Source organism: Vibrio hepatarius (assembly GCF_011806575.1).
GTDB lineage: Bacteria > Pseudomonadota > Gammaproteobacteria > Enterobacterales > Vibrionaceae > Vibrio > Vibrio hepatarius_A.
Window position 1 is genome coordinate 92,459 of record NZ_JAATOO010000011.1, and the last position, 17,491, is coordinate 109,949.

Sequence of the window (17,491 nt, forward strand, 5' to 3'; positions counted from 1 at the left end):
TTGGAGAGAAATAATGAAAGGTGATATCGGTGTAATTGGCCTAGCAGTAATGGGTCAGAACCTTATCCTAAACATGAATGACCACGGCTTTAAAGTTGTGGCACACAACCGTACGGCTGCAAAAGTAGACGAGTTCCTAGAAGGCCCAGCAAAAGGCACGAATATCGTTGGCGCTTACTCGCTTGAAGAACTAGTAGAAAAGCTAGAAACGCCACGTAAAGTGATGCTAATGGTTCGCGCGGGTGATGTGGTAGACAAGTTCATCGACGCTCTAGTTCCTCTACTAGACAAAGGCGACATCATCATCGATGGTGGTAACACGAACTACCCAGATACAAACCGTCGCGTTGCAGCGCTACGTGAAAAAGGCATCCACTTCATCGGTACTGGTGTATCTGGTGGTGAAGAAGGGGCACGTTTTGGTCCATCGATCATGCCTGGCGGCGCTCCAGAAGCTTGGGAAGCGGTTAAGCCTATCTTCCAAGGTATCTCGGCAAAAACTGACGCTGGCGAGCCTTGTTGTGACTGGGTTGGTAATGACGGTGCTGGTCACTTCGTTAAGATGGTTCACAACGGCATCGAATACGGCGACATGCAGCTGATCACTGAAGCTTACCAATTCATGAAAGATGGTCTTGGTATGTCTGCTGATGAAATGCAAGCCGTGTTTGCAGAGTGGGACAAAACTGAACTAAACAGCTACCTTGTTGAAATCACCGCTGACATCCTTGGTTACAAAGATGAAGACGGTGAAGCTCTAGTAGAGAAGATCCTAGACACGGCTGGTCAAAAAGGCACGGGTAAATGGACAGGTATCAACGCGCTAGATCTAGGTATTCCTCTAACGCTAATCTCTGAATCTGTATTCTCTCGTTGTCTGTCTGCATTGAAAGACCAACGTGTTGAAGCTGAGAAACTGTTTGGTAAGACAATCACTCCAGTTGAAGGCGACAAACAAGAATGGGTTGACGCACTACGTCAGGCTCTTCTAGCGTCTAAGATCATCTCTTACGCTCAAGGCTTTATGCTAATGCGCGAAGCGTCTAACGAAAACGGTTGGGACTTAAACTACGGTAACGTTGCGCTAATGTGGCGTGGTGGTTGTATCATCCGCTCTGCATTCCTAGGCAACATCCGTGATGCGTACGAAGCGAACCCAGATCTAGCATTCCTAGGTTCTGATGATTACTTCAAAGGCATCCTACAAAACAGCCTAACAGCATGGCGTAAAGTGGCGGCTAAATCTCTAGAAGCAGGCATCCCAATGCCATGTACGACTTCTGCACTGACGTTCCTAGACGGTTACACAACAGCACGTCTACCAGCTAACCTGCTTCAAGCTCAACGTGACTACTTCGGTGCTCACACTTACGAGCGTATCGACCGTGAGCGTGGTGAATTCTTCCACACTAACTGGACGGGTACAGGCGGCGATACTGCGTCAACGACTTACGACGTTTAATCGCCGAGTCACATAAGCAGTTAATGAAAACGCACTATTCGTAGTGCGTTTTTTTGATTCAACGTAATTGGGAGCCTCTATGATTCACTGGCCTTGTATTTTGAAACTCACTGGCGACGATGAGTTAATTTTCGTCAAGAATCATGATGCCTTTATCGCTGACTGTAGCGACATGATTCTCCAAAACGAAGATCGCCTAATAGACTCACAAGGGAATACGTTTTCCATAGTAAATACGACATCCCCACTTACTCTACGCCCTACAGACGTGCGAATAGATGCAATGCAAGCATCAACTCTGATTCAAGAACACGAGTTTGCCAATGCTCAGGTGTGCATAATAAAGATGCATTTCACCAGCGTCGAACAAGCAATTAAAGCGATTGAAAACTAATTTTACACTTTTTTTTCATTAAAAATTTATCAAGAAAATCAACTCCATTGCTCTGAATTTATTAAAGTAATCTTCATCTCTTGTCCATTATTCTGCCTATCTCTTCATCAAAACCTGACCATACGGGCTTTTCAAATCCCTATTTATTGGCGTAAAATCCGTGACGCCTATCACATTAGAGTGTTTGGTCAACCGGTTACATAGGGTTAGACATTGCGATGATGGAGCGACAAAAGGTGGAGAATTTGTATACAGGTAATACCAACTACTCCTCCTTAAATAATTTCCAAACGGAGGATGTTTGCCAGCCGCAACTTCTCTAATTTGATGATGCGGACATAACGCGGTGTTGTGATTCGCAATGACTTAACGCTTACGGACGGTGTATTAACTAACTGAGGTTCTACGATGACTATTAATAAGTACTTTGTTTTTGTTCCACAAGCACAGGAACACAAATTCGATAAGGAAAATGACGTGGTTTTAGAGAAGGAAACTCAACGCCAGGCACTTGTAAAGCAAGCACAGCAAGAAGGCGGCCTATAAGGCTTTCCTTCACCTTTTAATTTGGCGAGGCTAGCCCTGAAAGGTCTGCGGATCAACCGCTAAATACTGGCATTTTAAAAGGAGTACATTATGTACTCCTTTTTACTTTCTATCGATTAATCGACTTAGCGGTTTTATGCATACTGCGCATGCTTCTCTTGCACGACATTGGTTATCGCGTTCACCACATCCATAGTTGCGTGTTCAGCGCCCTCAACTACCGAGAGCAGCTCTGCCAGTACATCATCGTCGCCTAACCAATCTTCCTTAACCAAATCCATCGCAAGGTGCATATTTTCATGGACCGCCGCATGGCTGTTTTCCATTAGCTTGAACGAACTAAGGTGACTGAAGGTAGCATTGCCCTCACCGTTGTAATACCACTGCCCTAAGCGGCAATTAAAGTGGTCCACTTGAATCGCGTCTGCTTCTGTACCGACACCGTTTCTCTCCAGCGCGATATAGCCGTTCTGCATGTAGACGATATGATCAAGCTTAATCAAAGAAGCAAATGACATATCTTTAGTCTCATTCGCCAGTTTGATCGTCGCTTCAGAAGCCGTCGCGACTTTATCAAAGCTGTCATGGAAATGGTCCACCTCATTCGCCACCATGCTGGTTTGCTGAGACACCTCGGTGGTTTGCGATACCACTTCATGAATACGCCCTGTAATCGAATGGATCGTCTCGCTGATGTTCTGAGTAGACTCCCGGGTTCTATCGGCTAGCAGACGGACTTCATCTGCGACAACCGCAAAACCACGCCCGACTTCACCAGCACGCGCCGCTTCAATCGCTGCGTTGAGCGCCAACAAGTTGGTCTGCTCAGCAATGCCAGTAATCACATCGATGGTTTCTGAGATACGGCCGCTTTCTTCACCCAGCGCCTGCGCGGTTGACTCCATGTTTTGCATACACTCGGTCATACTCGCTAACGCAATACGGATCTTCTCAACCAGCGCACGACTCTCTTCTGCACCATCGCGGCTTTCAGTCACAATGTTGAGTACGTCGTCCATCTTACTAGACAGATTCACCAACTCAGCCTGATTGTTTTTCAGGTTGCTAAGCAAGTTACCGGTATTGATACGATGAAGCTCACTCTTCAAGCGATTTTGTCGCGCAGAGGTATGAACTTGATGCATCGAATCTATCACCTTGTTAACCTCGTTCATCGTACGTTCAAAACCTTTTGGCATCCCTTCCGTCATCAATTTACGGTAGTACTTGCCTTTGCCCATAGCTTCAAAACTATTAGACAGTTCACGCGAGTTGGTTTCGATAATATCGAGGAAATCGTTGAGTGCCCAAGCGACAAAGCCGACTTCACCCAACCCTTTTGTCTCGGTGATACGAACATGTGTCTTACCATTTTTGGCTTGGATAAGCGCATTGTGGATACGCTCTAACGTTGAAAGATGACGGGTGTACTCACGGTACGCATAAGCAGAGAATACGAGTGCGGCAAACGCAAGGAGCAATTCATTTAAGGAAAAACCGTGATAATAAAAGCTAAAGCCCAACATACCCAAAGTAATGGTGAGAAACACCAAACAAACGAGGAGGAACTTTTGCCTAAGAAGAGGCACATTTTTACTGACGTGATTCTTTTGCATGATGAAGCCTCTTAGCGATGTTGATTAAATAAGTTAATGACGAACTCTTCATAACTCATATGATGGAGTTGCCTAACTTTATCGACCATCGCGCTCCAAGATACCTCAGGCGCTTTGCCACGATCGTGCTTACGCTCAATCTCTTTCATCTCATTATAGATTTCTTCAATCTCTTCTCGCGCTTTAAGCGGAGCACGACGACGCACAGAAAAATACCCGTCGAGCTTACCTTCTTTGACATCCGGAGTTACATTGGCAAACACCCAGTAATACCCGCCGTCCAAGGTGATATTTTTTACGAAACCAAAAAACTCTTCCCCAGCTTCAAGTGTTTTCCACAATCCGTAGAAAACACCTCTAGGCATGTCAGGGTGACGAATAATGTTATGGTGTTGCCCGAGCAAATCGCTCTCAGGATAGTTAGAAACGCGCATAAATACGCGATTGGCATAGACGATACGCCCTTGAGTGTCAGTTTTAGAGACGATGAATTCGTCGTCTGCAAAGGTGACTTCTTTATTAGTATGTTGAATAGACAAGTTATTGCCCCTAGCAAACTTATGGTTTATATGAATCAATGATAGTAAAAAGACCATCATTCGCAAATATTAACATCTATCTCAGTTACATTAGCTAACCATTTGATAATATTATTTATATATATAAAGCCTATGAGTTTACTCATTTCACAGTTACCCAATGTAACAAGTCTATTTATTTCGGCATTGCAAGATATTTGAGCTTGAGTATAGAAAGATCTTCCCATTACCCCCTACGTGCTTGACGAAGTTTCAGAGTGATCATGTTCTTATGAGCATCATAGATCAGCTAAATTGAAACTCGGCCACTTCAGATAGTTTCACTTCAGTCATAGCCCGAGGCTGGTATCGTCTCGAATGTCGACTAAACCGAGAAAAGCGCATATGCACTGCTCAATAATGCATATTATTTACACAATAAAGTGACCAAGATGCTGATATTGAATTTTAATAAGCGCAAACCGCATAAAGTGTGAAGCTGCTATACACACGTCACTAATAAAGGCATTACTTTCAAAGATACATTTATTCCATAACATTCATAATAACTATGGAGAGTTAATGCATGTTGAAAATAATAACAACAATAAAGGCTAGGCTAATTGCCGGTGTGATGGTGTTAATGTTGCTGCTATCTGCAACCGCCGGAGTAGGCGTTTATTATATATTTGAGTTAGATGACAACATTAATTTGCTAAGCGACGACATCGCACCCACGATTGAGTCGACTGATGACATGATCGCGTCATTATGGGAAAAAGGAACGGTTGCCAACGAAATTATGGCTTCTGAAAACATTGATGAGATAAAAACACTGTATCCAAAGTTTGAGGAACTCAACAATACTTTTCACAGTTCATACAACGAGCTAGAGAAATTGTTATCCAAAACTGAAGCTGAATTAGCAAATAAAGCAATGGAAGCCAACAAAAACCTCTCTTTAGCCATCGATAAAATGTATCAAGCACACACCACTGAGCTAATGGAAGAAATAGCGGCGAAGCGTCTGTTAGTTCAATTCGATAACAGTGGCTCAGAACTTATTACTGCATTGGACGAATTTGCCGAGGAAAACGAGGCAGAAATGGCCACGGCCGAAGAGCAAGGCGATATGCTGGAAGCGACTTATGGCAGTACAGCCGCGCAGGTAAACGCCATTCTTGGAGAGCTGTTTGAACGAGACTATCCCGTCGTAGAGGCGGCTCTAAAACTTCAACGCCTCGTGGTTGAGATGCAAGACACCGCTGGCGAATATCTCGCAGAAGAAGATATCACTAGACTGGATGCCATACGCCAAGAGTTTGACCACCTCTCTGACAATGTCACGTCATTGATGAAAGTGCTCGATGACCTCGCTGAAACGCAAGAAGATAAAGATGACGCGGTTAACTTGCGCGCCAACTTTGCAAAGTGGTACAAGCTCGCTACAGATGATGAAAAGTTGTTCGACAATTACCATGATCTGCTAAAAGCTGAATCACTCGCAGACGACTACATTAAAGAAGCAGAATCTTACATAGCTATCGCTGATAAAGCGCTAGAAGAACTGTCAAACTCTGCCGATGCTATTTCAGATTCCGCCGATCAGGTCGCGGCTAATTCTGTCTCTACAGCAGTGTCAACAATGGGGGTTGTATGGGTAGCGGCATTAGTTATTGGAGTTGTGGTCATCGTCGTTCTTATCAAGGCAATCATTAACCCAATTAATGATCTATTAGTAAGACTGACCGACATTGCTCAAGGAGAAGGCGATCTGACGCAACGAGTCAACGAACATGGAGGAGACGAAATTGCCAATCTGGGTAAAGCGTTCAATATGTTTGTCGCTAAGTTACAAGCTCTGATTACACAAATCGCAGCAGAGTCGAAAGACATTAACCAATCTATCGAAGCCATTTCAGGCTTATCGGTTACGGTCAACGACAGGGTGGCCCAACAAAGCGAAGATATTGACGTCGTAGTCCAAGCGATAGACCAGGTTAGTACGGCTGCAGATAGTATCAGTTCAAATGCAATAAGCTGTTCTGATGCCTCACGCAACGCGAGTCAGGATGGTGAGTCGGCTCGCCAAGTCGTCGATCAAGCAGTCAGTTCCGTTCAAGGACTAGCAAAAGATATTGAAAGTAGCTCCAAAGTCATTGACCAACTGAGCATAGAAGTCGAACACATCGTTTCGGTACTGGATGTCATTCGTGGTATTGCAGAGCAAACTAACCTACTTGCACTAAATGCCGCGATTGAGGCGGCCCGAGCCGGAGAACAAGGACGAGGATTTGCAGTCGTAGCAGATGAAGTTCGAACCCTTGCCTCTCGAACTCAAAATAGCACCAATGAAATTCAAGGCATGATAGAAAGCCTTCAACGCGGAGCTAATGAAGCGGTAACCTCCATGAGTCGTTCTAAAGAGGGAGGCGAAACTACTGTGAAGCTAGCAGGTGATGCGGGAGACGCCTTAACGCGAATCTCTGCAGCCATTTACCAGCTAAACGAAATGAACGAACAAATTGCCACCGCTGCAACAGAACAGCAAGCTGTCGTTGGTTCGGCCAATGAGAGTTCAAAACAAGTTCAATACGTGGTGGATGAAAGCCTTCAATCAGCGGCAGAAAACCTCAACTACGCCCGCTCAGTGAGTGAGTCATTAGGTCGTTTAAATCATCTAGTTGGTCAATTTAAAATATAAACCACTTTGAGTCAGACGAGATTTAACACTTCCCTTTGAAAAAAGCTCTTTCCCCATTTTGATTGAAAGGTGCATAACCAGAAATCAAAAAAGCGCACAGGTAACTCTCAAGTTCTTATAAGCATTCGACACCACAAACACCAAGCTGGCGTCTCAACCTTCCAGAAAAGCTCTTAAATGCTGCTTTGCTAATGAGTCCCTTTTGAAAACGGACATTCACTAAGGAGATGAGGGCTATTTCAACATTCCAAGCGCTTTAAGCTTTCTGTATATCGTATTGCGACTGACACCTAACACACGTGATACTTTACTGATGTTGCCGTCGTGCTCCTTGTAGACATCAATCAGCGTATTATTTACCGCGGATTTGAGGTCTAAGCACTCCGGCTTTTTACTTTCCGGTTCACTGTTCTCGAGTAGCGGTTTCGCTAAGTGGACAGGAATGTGCTCTAGGCGTAGCTCTGCTTCGTCATCGCCAATCAAACAACTTACCTTAAGTAAATTGTCGAGTTCTCTTAGATTGCCCGGCCAATCGTAGTTGCACAGCAGCGCCAGTAACGAAGAAGAGATCATCTGCTCACCTTCACTGTGTTTACTGTGTACGGCTTGGATGATTTCGGTTTTGTCCGCGCGTGCTCTTAACGCTGGCAGCTTAATCACTAAACCATTGAGACGATAATAGAGATCCTGACGAAACTTACCTTGTTCCACCAGTTGAAATAGGTCTTGGTGCGTTGCAGCAATGATCTGGATATCAACGTTATGGCTTTGAGTCGAGCCGACAGGTACGACAGTTTTCTCTTGCAGAACGGTCAATAAGCGGCACTGAGCATCTAGCGGCATCTCACCAATTTCGTCAAGGAAGAGAATCCCTTTATCCGCTTGGCGAATACGCCCTAAGTAGCCTTTCGAACTTGCGCCAGTAAACGCCCCTGGCGCGTGACCAAACAATTCCGACTCGATCAAATCTTTAGGCAATGCGCCACAATTCACCGTCACCAATGCTTGTTTATGTCGGCTACTATTTTGATGCAGAGCTTTGACAAACTCACCCTTACCTACCCCCGTTTCCCCTAGGATAAGCAGGCTAATATCTTTACCAATAACTCGGTTAGCTTGCTGCCACGCTTGTTCAATCAAATGGTCGCCATAGTGCAGGTCGCTGGATGCACTGATGGATTTACGGCTTGTTGACTTTTTACCCAGTGGGTATTTTTCGATGATCAAGCCAGAGCCCGACTTGCTTTCCTCGATGATCTCTTCCACCGACAGACCAAGTAATCCCGGCCTTGAGATAAGTTGCGACGCCAATTGGTTGTGCGCCACCACCTGCCCGCCTTCATTGGCAATAATGATGCCTTGCCAACCGGAGCTGAGCACCGATTTATCCATCGCAAGATCGATCTGTAGCGCTGCTTCAGGAATTTGCGACAATAGACGGTTTTCAACCAACTGCACCATGTTTTGCACCAGCAATTTGACCGTTACATCGTGTTCAGACTGTTCACTGGTAATGTCTAATACACCGACTAACTCACCTTTGTGATTAAACAGTGGACTGGCTGAACAACTAATGAAGCGGTGTTGCTTGATGTAGTGCTGCGCACCAACAATGGTGACCGCTTTTTGTTCATGCAGCGCCGTACCAATGGCATTAGTCCCTTTCAAACGTTCTTGCCAACACGAACCAGACGACAGCGCGATGGCCATTAACTTCTCGCGAAAGTGTTCTTGTCCCCAACTGGCGAGAATCACCCCTTCCGCGTCGGTTAACAACAAACGACTGTCCGTTCGTGCAAAGACTTGATTGAACAATGGCAAAGCGCATTGCTCAACCGCTTCAATGACGTTCTGCGCCGCATAACAACGCTGCTGCATTGCTGCACCGCTGAGTACCACGTCATCCGGTTTTTTAATCTCTCTCAGACCTGCTTCTTTGCTTCGATTCCATGAAGAAGCTAACCAATCATTGTTCTTTAACGTCTGCAATTCCATACCTGTCCCACTTCTGAACATTTTGAGTGTGTCATTTTGGAACACTTGAACATCTTATTAACAACTTAAACCACGGAGACGTTCACCAAGCTACACCACCTATCCTTTGATAACTCTAGCCTCACAACAAAATCACAACAAGTCGCTAACATCTGGTCTGTGATTTGCGTTGTTGATTAGGAAACAAAAACAACGGCACCCAGTGTGCTGTTACCGAATTAACCCAGTCGTTGCTCAGTTATCTCAAATGCTTACTGAACAAATATTGGCTTAGTTCGGTGACCTAATAAGTTAAATGAAAAACAATAACTTGAACGAGAAACAATAAGGATATTTCTATGATTTACGCACAACCAGGCAGCCCTGAATCTGTAGTTCAATTTAAGTCTCACTACGACAACTTTATCGGCGGTGAATGGGTGAAACCGGTGGGTGGAGAATACTTTGATAATATTTCTCCGGTAAATGGTCAGCCTTACTGTAAAGTCGCACGTTCTGGCGAAGCAGATATCAGCTTGGCGCTAGACGCAGCACACAGCGTCAGAGCTTCATGGGCAGCAACCAGCGTAGCAGAGCGTTCAAACATTCTTCTGAAAATCGCGGACCGCATTGAAGAACATCTAGAGGAATTAGCGGTCGCTGAAACTTGGGAAAACGGTAAACCGGTTCGTGAAACCCTAGCGGCTGACTTACCTCTGGTCGTCGACCACTTCCGTTACTTTGCGGGTTGTATCCGTGCGCAAGAAGGCAGCGCGGCAGAGCTAGACGCAACAACAGCAAGTTACCATTTCCCAGAACCAATCGGTGTGGTTGGTCAGATCATCCCTTGGAACTTCCCTATGCTGATGGCGGCCTGGAAGCTGGCACCAGCGTTAGCGGCTGGCTGTTGTATCGTGCTGAAACCAGCAGAGCAAACACCAACCTCTATCCTCGTTCTGATGGAAAAAATCGGTGATCTGTTACCAGCGGGTGTCATTAACGTGGTCAACGGCTTTGGTAATGAAGCCGGCCAAGCGCTTGCGACCAGTAACCGTATCGCTAAGTTGGCATTTACCGGTTCAACTCAGGTGGGTAACCACATTCTGAAATGTGCGGCGGATAACCTTATCCCATCAACAGTTGAATTGGGTGGTAAGTCACCAAATATCTACTTCCCAGATGTGTTTGACTTTGAAGACGAGTACCTAGACAAGTGTATCGAAGGTACTCTACTAGGCTTCTTCAACCAAGGCGAAGTCTGTACCTGTCCATCTCGTGTTCTGGTTCATGAAGACATCTACGACGAGTTTGTGGCAAAACTAGCGGCACGTGCAAAAGTCATCAAGCAAGGCAACCCGCTGGATACTGATACTCAAGTTGGTGCGCAGGCGTCTCAAGAGCAATTTGACAAGATCCTAAGCTACCTAGAGATCGGTCGCCAAGAAGGGGCAAAAGTGGTCTTTGGTGGTGGTGTTTCTGAACAGCCTGATTCAATCAATCAAGGTTACTACATTCAGCCAACGATGCTTGAAGGCCATAACAAGATGCGTATTTTCCAAGAGGAAATCTTCGGTCCGGTTATCGCTATCACTAAGTTTAAAGATGAAGCCGAAGCGCTTGAAATCGCGAACGACACTGAATACGGCTTGGGAGCTGGTGTTTGGACACGTGATGCAAACGTCGCGTACCGCATGGGTCGTAAGATTGAAGCGGGTCGTGTTTGGATCAACTGTTACCACGCTTACCCAGCTCACGCAGCATTTGGCGGTTACAAAAAATCCGGTATTGGTCGTGAAACTCACAAAATGATGCTGGATCATTACCAAAACACCAAAAACTTGCTGATCAGCTACGACGTAAACCCGCTCGGTTTCTTCTAAGCAAACCAACTGCAAGGGGCGTCTTTATGACGCCCTTTTTTTCTTCGATTGTTTGTATTTGTCCGAAAGATACAACGCAGCACTCGCTACAAGTGCAAGTACGGAAACTGTAAACAAAGCAGGCATGTTTAATATCCACGCCAACGTAGCGGCCAAGAATGCAACGAATAACACCAACCGACTGCTAGACATAATGCGACCGAGTTTTCTGCTCATAACGCCCCCTATTTACAGGAATGATAATGAAGTGTGGTGAGTTTGCCCCTATCCACACATTGATTGTCTCATTGGGCGAACAAAAAACGACCTAAATTAATCTCAAATCTTCTCACTGCGTGATGTAGCACTTACGTTTGATATTGGCCAATGCGCCCTAACACGCAATAGCTTGATTTGGATCGGCCTTGTCTAAGTATTTTTGTCGAATGGTGAGAAATTGATCGAGGTTAGTTGTCAGTACATCAACACATAGTGGGTCAAACATTATTCCGCTCTGCTGAATCACATACTGAACAACACGCTCGACGCTCCATGCCGGTTTATACGCTCGGCGGCTAAGTAGCGCGTCAAATACATCCGCCAAGGTAACAATGCGTGCTTCAAGCGGAATAGCATCACCAGCCAAACCATCAGGTAAACCTGAACCATCGTAACATTCATGGTGATGGCGGATAATGTTCTTGATAAAGCGCACCTCTTGCTCAGACACCGTATTCGGCCCACAAAGGCCGACAACATCTTCGATGATCCGCTCTCCATAAATCGTGTGGTTGTTCATCACTAAACGTTCTTCAGATGTAAATTGATTGGTGCTGAATAGAATCTCATCTGGAATCATGTACTTGCCAATATCATGCAGCGGTGCGTACTGGCGAATTTGGTGAATGAACTGGTGGTTGATATCCAAACCACGCTCCGATAGCAGCCGAGCGATCAACTCGCTGTACATACCCATCCGGGTGAGGTGCTCTTTGGTTTCAGGGTCTCTTGCGTGCCCCATGCTGAGCGCAATGTTCAACGAAGAGCGAAAATGCCTTTGGCTATCAAACAATTGAACAAATAAGTTGCTGACAGTTTGCGACAAGTAAGCAAAATCTTTGGCAACCGAATCTTGGTTAAAGAAACACGATTGTGAGGCGTTGATAAACACAAAGCCGATGGTTTTTTCTTGATAGGAAATAGGAAAAGTATAACTGCTGCGATGACCCAAACTCACCAACTCGCTAATACGCTCAGCGCTTGCCATCTTACCCAAGTCGTCGATCACTCGGATATCAGACAAACGCGCCACATTTCCCAATGATGAGTCGAGGTGGAGCTCTTGCTCTTTGAAATCGTAGCGGCCTGCCTTTGACAACTTATCTTTGACGTAATAATTCGAGACAATTTTTTTGTTGTCGACAAGCGCAATTGAGAAGCGAGATAACTCGCCGTAACTTCCCGTCGCCAACTGATAAACGAGGTCAAGTTTGGTCAGGATTCCGTTGTTCTTGGCAGCAATCCTGTTCAATTCAGAATAGTCAAGCATACGCTATCTAGCCCTAACGTTGAGTTTTAATTTATTGGAGTAATACCTCAAACCTAGACTAGAAAGTATCAAATTTGTAACAATTAAATCATAGCGGCATGCCGAAAGTTAGAAATCCATCATAAAAAAAATTGACTAATTTTTAATCTGCAAATCAAACGCACTCAAACTCATATCGATGCAATATTTAGCCTGCCAAGAGATAAACGTCGGTAAAGAAGTAAACGGTCATAACGCTACTGGACAACGCGACAAACCTGCGCACATGTTGTTGTTTGACTTGTCTAGAGACTCGCGCGGCGACGTAGCCACCTAACAGCGTTCCGAGCATGACAACTAAGCCACGGCTCCAGTCGATAGAACCTTGCGAGACGAAAATCACAATCGCGATCAAAGATACGCAGGAAGACACCAGTAACTTAAGGCCATTCATTTGATTGATATCTTTATATCCAGCCAATACCAAATAACTCAAGACAATGACGCCTAATCCAGCGTTAAAAAAACCGCCGTATGCTGAGACTGCCATAAGACACAAGGCTAATGCCAAGGTTGACCAGCGTGAGCTAAGCGATGCACCAGTGGCAATTTTTGTCGCGAGATCACCGACTTTCTCACCAAAAATAAACAGTAAGGTCGCAAATAGGAGCAACCAAGGAATCGCTTCGAGAAACATCGACTCTGAAATGTTAAGCAGCAGATATGCGCCAACGGCGCCGCCGACTAAGCTCCAAAATACGGTAAATGCGATCGCTTCTGGGTGCTTGGCGATATCCTGCCTGAAGCCATATGCCCCGCTAAGGTAGCCTGCACACGCTGCAAACGTGTTGGTCGCATTAGCGATAATTGGCGGTACGCCAACGAACAACAGTGTCGGGAAAGTGATAAAGCTGCCGCCACCCGCAACACTGTTTAATACGCCACCTAGCACACCGGCGATAAATAATAGAATCCATTCCATAATCATTGCTTTATAAGTATTTGTTAAAGCAATGTAACTCATTGTAATTGGTCAGTAAACGTCCGCTAGCTGGTTTAGTTATGCTCGTCTACATCAAGCAAACATTACTGGCTAGCCGTCACTGAATATTGATTGCCGAATATCTGTTACTTAATACCAGTTATTTAATATCCAAGGCAATTTCTTTCCAGTCCTGTAGCTCTTGGCGATAGAACTTGATCTGTTTTGGCGTGGTAGAGTTGAGTATCTGCACAAAGTAGCGGTCATTGATCTGTTTGTTGAACTGCAACTTTTGTTGCAGTCCATCATCAAAAAAGCTCTCCGAGTCAAACAACATCTGGTTGAGTTTGGATTCGAAATAGGCTTTGTCGCTGCGCTTTGCAAGCAGATCGTTAATCTGGATCCGCATCTTAGTTTGATGCTCAATCCAGTCGGGCGCGGTGATCATCAGTTCTTGACTCCACTGAGTGATCAGCGTTTGCTGTTCATCTGTCACCGAGCCCAACCAGTCGTCCAAGTTTTCTTCAATGCGCTCGGCGTATTTCTCACGTTGCTCTTGTTCGGTTCTTGCTAATGTGCGTTTCTTATAACGGGTATGTCTGATACGAATATTACTCATCAGCTCATCGGCCTGCTCGTCCGATAGCTGCTTGGCGATGTCGAAAACCTCCGGTTCAATCCGCTCTAGCAGCCGCTCACTATGACGGCGAAACTTATCTTGCTGCTGGTGTAACTCATCCAATGTAAAGGTATGCGGGTCAAGAGCAATCAACTGATCGAGATGTTCAACGTAGTTTGGGATCTCTTGGCTTTTATGCCATTCACTTAATACTTGCAGCTTATCGCTGATCTGCGTTTCTTGGTTATCATCGAGTTCAACAAAATCCTCAACGTATTCGATCAGAATCCAATCGAGATTGTCGTAAACCAGCTTTGTACTACAACCAAGCAGCAATAAACAAATGACGCTAACAATTCCCCAACGTTTCATAACACCTCCCTATGTGCACAAACTTAAGTATGAGCTGTATGTGTTTCGTTCCTCACTAACTCTGAACCAAAAACCAGCGCTTAGCCACCCTAACAATGTCTTAAGTTCGCTTCTAATTAAAAAATTTACATAGCTGTGTAATTCCCTGATTTTATTTGGGTTGCTTGTGATGCCGCTAGATAAAAACTGTTAATAACATGCAACTTGCTTGCTATTGATAGAATTAATTTGCAATACTCCGCGTTCCATCTTTGTTCAACTGATAGTTTACTAAGGCTCTTTACACTTCCATGGATGTTTTGACCGACAAAAAGTTGCTTAACTTAATAACCTACGCACCTGCAACGATCGTCGGCGCCTTCACCTTGCTTTGGCTTGCCCTTTCCATCACCGATATGGTGTTGAGCTCCCAGCAAGATCTTAAAGATTTCCAACAAGACTATCAGCAACGACAAGACACCATTCTTACTAAGCAAGTTGAGTATATCGCTCAACAGGTGAAATTTGCCCGCGAGCAAACCGAGTCTCAACTTGAAGAAACCATTCGTGACCGCATTTACGAAGCTCATCGTATTGCGACTCGTCTATATGAAAGCAACCGAAACCTACCAGAAGAGCGTGTAACTCGTATCATTACCGATGCGCTACGCGTAATGAGTTTTAACGAGGGTCGCGGTTACTTCTTTATCTACAAAACTAACGGCCTCAGTGTTATGCATCCACTGTTCCCTAATGTAGAGGGCAGTTCACTCTGGGATTACCAAGACTCGCGCGGTAACTACATCGTGCAAGATATGGGCGCTAAAGTAAAAGCAGATGGCGAAGGCTTCTATCATTGGTGGTTCGCCAAACCAGAGCAACAAAACGAGCAGTTTGAGAAAATCGGTTTTGGTAAATACTTTGCACCATACGATTGGTTTATCGGCACCGGGGAATACGTCGTCGACGTTGAAGACGATATCAAAAAGACTGTACTTGAGTGGATACGAAACCTAAGGTTTGGCCAATTTGGCTATATTCTGGTACTGGATGCGGACGGCACAATACTTTCGCATGTCGACTCAGATTTGATCGGTAAAAACGCGTTAGAGCTTGGCACTCAAGCCAACATTGACGGGGCGAAGCAGTTGCTTAACGCAGATAACGAGTTTGTTCGTTACTCGGCGTCGTATAAACCGGAGGGCGTAAGCGAGAGTGCTAAGATCAGCTACGTAATGAAAGAGCCTTCTTGGGGCTGGACCATCAGTGCTGGTGTCTACCAAGAAGAATACAATCGAGCGCTTAAAGAACGCCAAAGCAAGTTGGAAGAAGAGCAAAACGACGCCGTGGTGCAGATGATCATTATCAACACCATTACCACGCTGATCGTCGCCTTGTGTTCTTTCTGGCTCAGCCGTGGTATTGCCAACCGATTTAAGCGCTTCCAATCCCGTATCAGCAGTAACTTTCACCAACTCGAAGAGACAAAGAACAAGCTTGAATATCTGGCGCGCCACGATGAACTGACCGGACTGCCGAACCGTTCGTTATTGCACGAACAAATCTCGGTGGGCATCTGTAATTCTCGCCTCAACGAGCGTCAATTGGCGGTAATGTTTGTCGATTTAGATGACTTTAAGAAAGTCAATGATCTCTATGGTCACAGCGCGGGTGACCAATTGTTGAACCAAATCAGTAAGAAATTCGAAGCTTTCCTTAAAGCGGATGAATTTGTCGCCCGTTTTGGCGGCGATGAGTTTATCTTCAGCTTCCCAAATTTAGACAGTTTGGTCGAAACAGAGAGCAAAGTCGAACAGATCAAAGCCGCTTTTGAACAGCCATTTATCGTTGGTGGTCGCACAATTCACGCAAGCTGCTCGATTGGTGTGTCAATGTTCCCAACCGATGGTGACGACCCAGAAGATCTGATTTCGAAAGCCGACATCGTGCTTTACAAATCCAAAGCACGCCACAAAGGTGATGTACTGTTCTTCGACAACACTATTAATCAACAGGTACAACACGACTTCCTTGTTGAGCACGAGTTACGCCGCGCCATCGAACACAATGAGCTCACTATCGCTTATCAGCCACAATTCGAGGCAAAAACAGACAAGCTTTACGGTGTTGAAGCCCTACTGAGATGGCACAACCCACTGCTTGGTCAGGTATCGCCACTTGAGTTTATTTCTCTTGCAGAAGAAAACGGCTTGATTCATCGCTTAGGTGAGTTTGCAATTGACCGTGCCTGTGAAGAAATAGGCCGCCTGTTTCCGGACTCAGATAGCGACTTGCGACTGTCGATCAATATCTCACCGACTCAGTTGATGGACAACGGTTTCGTGTCGTTGCTGGAAAACACCGTTGCTAAGCATCAGCTTCCTAGCCGTCGTATCACTTTAGAAATCACAGAAAACGTACTGATCAACGATTTACCTAAAGTGACACCGATCATCGTCCGTTTGAAATCACTCGGTTTCACCGTTTCTCTTGATGACTTTGGTACGGGCTATTCATCGCTTAGTTATCTAAGTGCCCTGCCCCTCGATGAGCTAAAAATCGACCAAATTTTCATCGATAAAATGTTGAGTTCTGAACATAGTGACTCTTTGGTGAAAGCGATATTGGCGATCGCAGAGTCGTCGGATATGACTGTCGTCGCGGAAGGTGTCGAAACCCAAGCCCAGAAGGATGTTTTGATTCAATACGGCTGTGATGTCTTGCAAGGTTACTTTATCGAACGACCAATCAACATTGATCAACTGGCTCAAAAATACTCTGAGAAATATTTAGAGTTCAAATAATTACAATTCGTAGTAAAATCGGGGCGATTTTTGAAAAATGCTGTGCTAACATAGCTCGCTTTTTGACGCACCTCACAAATTATCGCAAATTTAGTGGGGATAAATGCACGTTTTGTTGTTAAAAACAAACCACA

13 protein-coding genes are annotated in these 17,491 nt (G+C 45.1%); 6 read left to right on the forward strand and 7 right to left on the reverse strand.

Annotated elements, in window-relative coordinates; genetic code table 11:
* The first annotated feature begins 13 nt into the window (after window positions 1-13).
* The 3 genes from gnd (at window position 14) to HCZ42_RS10900 (ending at window position 2,402) form a co-directional block, all read left to right on the forward strand.
* Window positions 14-1,462, forward strand: coding sequence for a decarboxylating NADP(+)-dependent phosphogluconate dehydrogenase (gnd, locus tag HCZ42_RS10890; protein ID WP_167420725.1), 1,449 nt, complete (start codon window positions 14-16; stop codon window positions 1,460-1,462).
* A 79-nt stretch (window positions 1,463-1,541) separates the two neighbouring features.
* Window positions 1,542-1,856, forward strand: a complete 315-nt coding sequence (locus HCZ42_RS10895; protein WP_167420726.1) for a DUF4144 family protein — start codon at window positions 1,542-1,544, stop codon at window positions 1,854-1,856.
* A 408-nt stretch (window positions 1,857-2,264) separates the two neighbouring features.
* Window positions 2,265-2,402, forward strand: a complete 138-nt coding sequence (locus tag HCZ42_RS10900; RefSeq protein ID WP_167420727.1) for a hypothetical protein — start codon at window positions 2,265-2,267, stop codon at window positions 2,400-2,402.
* A 134-nt stretch (window positions 2,403-2,536) separates the two neighbouring features.
* Here the strand turns inward: HCZ42_RS10900 and HCZ42_RS22040 are convergent, their stop codons facing one another.
* Window positions 2,537-4,018 carry a methyl-accepting chemotaxis protein gene (locus HCZ42_RS22040; RefSeq protein ID WP_167420728.1) on the reverse strand — a complete coding sequence of 494 codons (1,482 nt, stop codon included), beginning with the start codon at window positions 4,016-4,018 and terminating at the stop codon, window positions 2,537-2,539.
* 11 nt (window positions 4,019-4,029) lie between these two features.
* Entirely contained in the window at window positions 4,030-4,557 is a 528-nt protein-coding gene (locus tag HCZ42_RS10910) for a PAS domain-containing protein (RefSeq protein ID WP_254868941.1), read from the reverse strand.
* 565 nt (window positions 4,558-5,122) lie between these two features.
* On the opposite strand from HCZ42_RS10910, the gene HCZ42_RS10915 reads away from it, so the two are divergent.
* The gene (locus HCZ42_RS10915) at window positions 5,123-7,240 is read left to right on the forward strand and encodes a HAMP domain-containing methyl-accepting chemotaxis protein (RefSeq protein WP_167420729.1); all 2,118 of its coding nucleotides are present in this window, start codon (window positions 5,123-5,125) and stop codon (window positions 7,238-7,240) included.
* 234 nt (window positions 7,241-7,474) lie between these two features.
* On the opposite strand, the gene HCZ42_RS10920 is transcribed toward HCZ42_RS10915, so the two are convergent.
* Window positions 7,475-9,235, reverse strand: a complete 1,761-nt coding sequence (locus tag HCZ42_RS10920) for a sigma-54-dependent Fis family transcriptional regulator (RefSeq protein ID WP_167420730.1) — start codon at window positions 9,233-9,235, stop codon at window positions 7,475-7,477.
* Window positions 9,236-9,573: 338 nt separating this feature from the next.
* Between HCZ42_RS10920 and exaC the strand changes: the two genes are divergently transcribed.
* A complete protein-coding gene (gene exaC, locus HCZ42_RS10925; RefSeq protein ID WP_167420731.1) occupies window positions 9,574-11,094 on the forward strand; it encodes an acetaldehyde dehydrogenase ExaC in 1,521 nt (506 codons plus the stop codon).
* Window positions 11,095-11,118: 24 nt separating this feature from the next.
* Here the strand turns inward: exaC and HCZ42_RS10930 are convergent, their stop codons facing one another.
* The 4 genes from HCZ42_RS10930 to HCZ42_RS10945 all read right to left on the reverse strand — a co-directional run bounded on the left by HCZ42_RS10930 (window position 11,119) and on the right by HCZ42_RS10945 (window position 14,574).
* Window positions 11,119-11,310, reverse strand: a complete 192-nt coding sequence (locus tag HCZ42_RS10930; RefSeq protein ID WP_167420732.1) for a hypothetical protein — start codon at window positions 11,308-11,310, stop codon at window positions 11,119-11,121.
* A gap of 157 nt (window positions 11,311-11,467) precedes the next feature.
* On the reverse strand, window positions 11,468-12,622 hold the full coding sequence (locus HCZ42_RS10935) for an HD-GYP domain-containing protein (RefSeq protein ID WP_167420733.1): 1,155 nt from the start codon (window positions 12,620-12,622) through the stop codon (window positions 11,468-11,470).
* A 187-nt stretch (window positions 12,623-12,809) separates the two neighbouring features.
* On the reverse strand, window positions 12,810-13,589 hold the full coding sequence (locus HCZ42_RS10940) for a sulfite exporter TauE/SafE family protein (protein WP_175579478.1): 780 nt from the start codon (window positions 13,587-13,589) through the stop codon (window positions 12,810-12,812).
* A gap of 154 nt (window positions 13,590-13,743) precedes the next feature.
* The gene (locus HCZ42_RS10945) at window positions 13,744-14,574 is read right to left on the reverse strand and encodes a DUF6279 family lipoprotein (protein ID WP_167420735.1); all 831 of its coding nucleotides are present in this window, start codon (window positions 14,572-14,574) and stop codon (window positions 13,744-13,746) included.
* A gap of 290 nt (window positions 14,575-14,864) precedes the next feature.
* On the opposite strand from HCZ42_RS10945, the gene HCZ42_RS10950 reads away from it, so the two are divergent.
* The gene (locus HCZ42_RS10950) at window positions 14,865-17,357 is read left to right on the forward strand and encodes a bifunctional diguanylate cyclase/phosphodiesterase (protein WP_167420736.1); all 2,493 of its coding nucleotides are present in this window, start codon (window positions 14,865-14,867) and stop codon (window positions 17,355-17,357) included.
* Window positions 17,358-17,491 lie beyond the last annotated feature (134 nt).

Bases quoted from the DNA above. Each gene is read 5' to 3' on its own strand.
- HCZ42_RS10915 (WP_167420729.1), top strand. From the start codon at position 5,123: ATGTTGAAAATAATAACAACAATAAAGGCTAGGCTAATTGCCGGTGTG.
- HCZ42_RS10935 (WP_167420733.1), bottom strand. From the start codon at position 12,622: ATGCTTGACTATTCTGAATTGAACAGGATTGCTGCCAAGAACAACGGA.
- HCZ42_RS10940 (WP_175579478.1), bottom strand. From the start codon at position 13,589: ATGATTATGGAATGGATTCTATTATTTATCGCCGGTGTGCTAGGTGGC.
- HCZ42_RS22040 (WP_167420728.1), bottom strand. From the start codon at position 4,018: ATGCAAAAGAATCACGTCAGTAAAAATGTGCCTCTTCTTAGGCAAAAG.
- HCZ42_RS10900 (WP_167420727.1), top strand. From the start codon at position 2,265: ATGACTATTAATAAGTACTTTGTTTTTGTTCCACAAGCACAGGAACAC.
- HCZ42_RS10930 (WP_167420732.1), bottom strand. From the start codon at position 11,310: ATGAGCAGAAAACTCGGTCGCATTATGTCTAGCAGTCGGTTGGTGTTA.
- gnd (WP_167420725.1), top strand. From the start codon at position 14: ATGAAAGGTGATATCGGTGTAATTGGCCTAGCAGTAATGGGTCAGAAC.
- HCZ42_RS10950 (WP_167420736.1), top strand. From the start codon at position 14,865: ATGGATGTTTTGACCGACAAAAAGTTGCTTAACTTAATAACCTACGCA.
- HCZ42_RS10920 (WP_167420730.1), bottom strand. From the start codon at position 9,235: ATGGAATTGCAGACGTTAAAGAACAATGATTGGTTAGCTTCTTCATGG.
- exaC (WP_167420731.1), top strand. From the start codon at position 9,574: ATGATTTACGCACAACCAGGCAGCCCTGAATCTGTAGTTCAATTTAAG.
- HCZ42_RS10895 (WP_167420726.1), top strand. From the start codon at position 1,542: ATGATTCACTGGCCTTGTATTTTGAAACTCACTGGCGACGATGAGTTA.
- HCZ42_RS10945 (WP_167420735.1), bottom strand. From the start codon at position 14,574: ATGAAACGTTGGGGAATTGTTAGCGTCATTTGTTTATTGCTGCTTGGT.